This is a genomic window from Moorena sp. SIO4A5 (genome assembly GCF_010672005.1).
Taxonomy (GTDB): domain Bacteria; phylum Cyanobacteriota; class Cyanobacteriia; order Cyanobacteriales; family Coleofasciculaceae; genus Moorena.
Window position 1 is genome coordinate 1 of sequence record NZ_JAAHHZ010000563.1, and the last position, 3,181, is coordinate 3,181.

The following is a 3,181-nucleotide window of genomic DNA, read 5'->3' on the forward strand; positions in this document are numbered from 1 at the left end:
ATTATGAATTTTATAAAAAAAATTAAACTAATATTAATTTTAAATGAAATATAAAAAAAAGGTGGGGTTTGCCCCACCTTTGGCTTATCCAGATATGATAAATTTAGGATTTAGACAAAAACGAAATAATCTTGATTAGCAACAAGATCAGCCGAGAGATTAGTAACAATAGCTAAGTCACTGCCATTGGCAGAAATTACTGCTCCCAAATCCCCATCGGTAATGGTGAGATCATCAAAACCAATACCCAAACCAGCAATACCAATCACATCTTCGCCACTGAAAAAGTCAGTAATGATGTTAGCGCTATCGGGAATTTCAGCAGAAGCAATCCAGAATTGGTCTGCACCTGCGCCCCCAGTCATGATATTGTTACCACCAGAGGTCACAAAGAAACGATCTGCACCTTCTGCACCAAAAACGCGTTCGCTTTTAGCGTGACCTACGGTCAATCGCTTTTAGCGTGGCCTACGGCCAATCGCGCAGCGGCTCCAAAGGAGCATCGCTTGTTCCTAAAATAACAGTATCGTCACCGTTACCAGCATAGATACGATTATTTCCATCAGCCAAAGAGGCATCAATGATATCGTTACCTTCCCCAGCAAAAACTAAATTATTGCTACCAGTTAGTTCTAGAGCATCTGCTTCTAACGTACCAAAAATTTGTTCTTTAGTCTCACTGGCAGGAGCAATATCTAAAGCAAAAGCAAAGAGCTGAGTAGCAGGAGTTGCCGGGTCAAAGTCGTTATCACTAACAACAATTAAGGATTGACGACCATCGGGTAAAACTGGACCTAAGGCTAAACCTTCAAAATCATCGAGATTAGTCCCAAGATCATTAAAATCTACCAGCAGTTGTTTTTCGGCTACAACAATATCTCGACCTTTCAAGCTTGGCAAGTTACTGACATCGGTAGCATTTTGAGCCGATACTAAATAGAGCTTGTTTTGGTTTAAGCCAGTGTCGTCAAAATACCTTTCTAAGGCTAAGAAGGTTCCAGCATTATCGCTAATAATTCGGCCAAACTGTTAGTACGATCTACCTCATCAGGGGTACCTTCAGGAGCATTAGCATTACAGCAACCGCTGTAAGTTGTTAGCATCACCTTCGGAGGAAATAAACAAAGTACCATCTTTCCTTAAGGCAATGCCTTCAGGATCAGTTGCACCACTATTAAAGGGACGACCTGCTACATTCAAAAGTGTGGTTACAGCTTCAAATGCGACATCCCCTTCGTCTAGAGATCCATCACTCAAATCAATCGCTTCTACATCAGGATTTTGGGGAGAGCGGACTTGATCAGCCACAATCCGATCCCGCACTATATTGATAGTTTCAGGGAAGTCCCCAATTAAGCCATCTGCACCCAAACGGATTAAGTCTTCTGCTTCTTGTTGGGGAGTTTGTACTGAGCTATCTGGGTTTAAGGTCAGGTAGCGTTCTTCATTCCGTAAAGTGTAGACATTAACCAGTAATCCTGCATCATGGGCGAACTTAATTAAAGGGAAAACTTCTCCTGTTAACTGAGTTCTGATTTCTGCGTTACCATCCCCGTCACCATCAAAAGGTTCATCTAAACCTTCCCGGAGTAAAATGCTATTGTTCCAGGGATTAACCCCTTCGGCGTAGGTAATCATGAATTGATAAAATTCAGGAAGTGCCAACAAGTCCCCGTATCCAGTTTCAGCATTTAGATCGATAATATCTACTAAGTCGCCGTAAACTGCACGAGCGTCTTCTGCGGTAAAATGGGGGTTGCTGAAGTTAGCAACAACATCGTAGGGGAAAGAAAAACCAGGATTAAAGTTTTCTGTAGCTGCGCCAGTGAGTTGATGCAAAGGAACATCAATTCCCGCTTCGGGCATAATTTCCTTATCTAACCGAATTAAAGGCGCGATTTCAAAGGTTTGAATAATGTTTTGTTCTGGATTAGTAAAGTCTTCTTCCAGCAAAACCCGCACCGTAGCTTCTTCTACATTTAAACCAATGCTATCGAAGTAGCTATTATGATTAAGTTCGTGAACAATACCAACTTGTTTACCGGTTTCGGCTTGAAAATCCTTAACTAGCTGAATTACTTCAGCCATGGTAGGAATTTCATACAAATCGTCAAACTCATCACTGCGCTCAGGGCGAGGTTGCCTAGCACGTAGGGTTTTGATTTCCTCTAAGGTAAAGTCTTCAGCGAAGAAGCCAGTAATTTCAACTCCATCAATAATTTTAGTGGTTTCCCGTCCACTAAATTCGGAGTGGTCAAGAATATTGGTGGTGTTATTTAGTAATGGCTCGTGACGAACTAAGGGTACTCCATCTTTGGTCATTACATAGTCGGTTTCAATGAAATCCGCACCCTGTTCGAGAGCCAAACGGAAACCTTCTAAGGTATGCTCCGGTAGAAGACCACTGGCACCACGATGACCAATAATGATCGGGTCTTGTCCGTTAAGAGTATTAAGTTGAGGGATATTAGGGGTGGGCATGGGAGCTTCTAGTAAGACGCCATTGCTATCGAAGTGTAATAGATAGGGACCATACTCATCTCCTACCCACAAATCGCCATTTTTGTCAATGACTAAGGGTTCGGTATCAAAATCTGTACCAGTTAAAAGTCTTTGGATATCGTTTTGGTTACGAATCTCAAAGGGTATTAGCTTGTTAGGATCCCTAAGAATAATAAATTCTTCAACCTCAACACTGCCGTCACCCCCTTCCGTACCAGCAAAATTGGGATCGACTTTGTAGATCCTGGCCAGAGTATCAGAATTGCTACCAAATAGGCTATCTACTATAAACCAATAACTATCATTATCGGCAAACTGTACTCCACTCCATCCACCTACGGGTTGACCAGGGAATGGTCCAGTGCGAGTGCTATCTACATCTTTGCCTGATTCCGGTCCATCGGCAAAGGTATCAGCAGGTAACGAAGCAAATCCGATCAGAGTTACTTCATTTGAGGTATCAACTACCTCTGGATTGTTAGTTTCCATAACAGTAGATCGCAGTTATGTATCGATGTTATAGCTATCAGCAAAAAGAGTAAAAACAGTGATAGTTGTAGAGTCATATGTCTTGGTTAATGTAAAACCAAAACTAGAGTTATCTACTTCTAATCTCTGAATTTAATCTCATCCAAAATACCTTAGCCATTAGATAATTATGGGTTTAGGTTAACTAATA

The 3,181-nt window shown here is 41.6% G+C and carries 3 protein-coding genes; all 3 read right to left on the bottom strand.

The genetic code is table 11. The features are described 5' to 3' along the window. Positions 1 to 110 precede the first annotated feature (110 nt). Genes F6K57_RS41025 through F6K57_RS41035 form a run of 3 tightly spaced genes read right to left on the bottom strand, consistent with a single transcriptional unit; the run spans position 111 to position 2,991 of the window. The gene (locus tag F6K57_RS41025; RefSeq protein WP_075898768.1) at positions 111 to 452 is read right to left on the bottom strand and encodes a hypothetical protein; all 342 of its coding nucleotides are present in this window, start codon (positions 450 to 452) and stop codon (positions 111 to 113) included. Positions 453 to 468: 16 nt separating this feature from the next. Then, on the bottom strand, positions 469 to 1,017 hold the full coding sequence (locus F6K57_RS41030; protein WP_081431140.1) for an esterase-like activity of phytase family protein: 549 nt from the start codon (positions 1,015 to 1,017) through the stop codon (positions 469 to 471). Between the two features lie 57 nt (positions 1,018 to 1,074). Then, a complete protein-coding gene (locus tag F6K57_RS41035; protein WP_293074794.1) occupies positions 1,075 to 2,991 on the bottom strand; it encodes a glycerophosphodiester phosphodiesterase family protein in 1,917 nt (638 codons plus the stop codon). Positions 2,992 to 3,181 lie beyond the last annotated feature (190 nt).